2 protein-coding genes are annotated in these 1189 nt (G+C 62.3%); one reads left to right on the top strand and one right to left on the bottom strand.

What is annotated here, in order from left to right; all coding sequences use genetic code 11:
• On the bottom strand, positions 1 to 603 hold a 603-nt coding region (locus AC097L_RS25260; protein ID WP_479589455.1), incomplete at its 3' end, for an SDR family NAD(P)-dependent oxidoreductase.
• Positions 604 to 713: 110 nt separating this feature from the next.
• Here AC097L_RS25260 and AC097L_RS25255 point away from each other — a divergent pair.
• The coding region (locus AC097L_RS25255) for a DUF2889 domain-containing protein (protein WP_479589454.1) at positions 714 to 1189 on the top strand (476 nt) is incomplete at its 3' end.

Below are 1189 nucleotides of genomic sequence, written 5' to 3'. Positions count from 1 at the left end.
GGGGTTCTCGGCAGCCAGCTTGTGGAAGGTGGCGCCCATGGCGGTGGGGGCGATCGCATTCACGGTGATGTTGAAGCGACCCCATTCTGAAGCCGCGCTGCGCGTCAACCCCACGATGCCGGCCTTGGCAGTGTTGTAGTCGGCGTGCAGCCAGGCACCGGTTTCGGTGTCGATGGAGTAGAAGTTCACGATGCGCCCCCAGCCGCGCGCCTTCATATGCGGCATGGCTGCACGCACGGACCAACAGGTTGCCCACACGGCCGAGGTCAGCGTTTGCTCCAGCATGGCATCGGTCTTGTCTTCCAGCAGCACATTGGGCGTGGGAATAAAGGCGTTGTTGACCAGAATGTCCAGCGCCCCAAAGTGCGCGACGGTGCCCGCCACCACGGCTTCGATCGATGCCTTGCTGGTGACATCGGTCTTGATGAACAGCGCGCGGCCACCGAGTTCTTTCAGCTCCTGCTCAACCTGCAGGCCGCTGGCCTCATCGATCTCGGCAATCACCACCGCCGCCCCCTCGCGTGCAAAGGCGCGGGCCACACCGCGGCCAATGCCACCGCCTGCGCCGGTAATGATTGCAATCCTGTCTTGGAGTAGTCCCATGCGAAGCCTTATTTGTTGAACATATATTCATATATTGTACAATTTATAGGTAAAAAAACCAGAAATTTGGCCTCCGCAGTTACCCTGTCAGGCTTGTAGAAAGACAGCCCATGTTCAGACGCCGCATCATCCTCCACAGTGAAACCAAAGGGGTGGAATGCCATGTGCGGGCTGCGCTGGAAGACGACTTCCACCATTTCCGCGTCGAGGTGGTGGCCGTGGATGGGCATGTCACCCAAATTCTGGCCGAGGCCCCCCGCCGCCCCTACTCCCTGTGCAGCCACGCCATCGCCGAGCTCGACGTGCTGCTGGGCATGGAGTTGTCGCCCGTAGCCCACGCCGTGACGCGCCTGACCGACCCCACCCAGCAGTGCACCCATCTTTTCGAGCTGGCCGGGCTGGCGATTGCGGCGGCGGCGCGGGGCATCACACGCCGCCAGTACGACGTGGAGGTGCCCACCCGCATAGAAGGGCGTGCGCTGCCTACCCTGGCGCGGGACGGCGTGCCGATGCTGTCGTGGGAGGTGCAGGGCACGGTGATTGAATCGCCTGCAGCCTACGCAGGAATCGACCTGTACCACGGCAT

This window comes from Rhodoferax sp. RT5P35, from assembly GCF_056521385.1.
The sequence above is the reverse complement of the archived record's forward strand: the minus strand, read 5'-3'. Positions and strand labels throughout refer to the sequence as shown.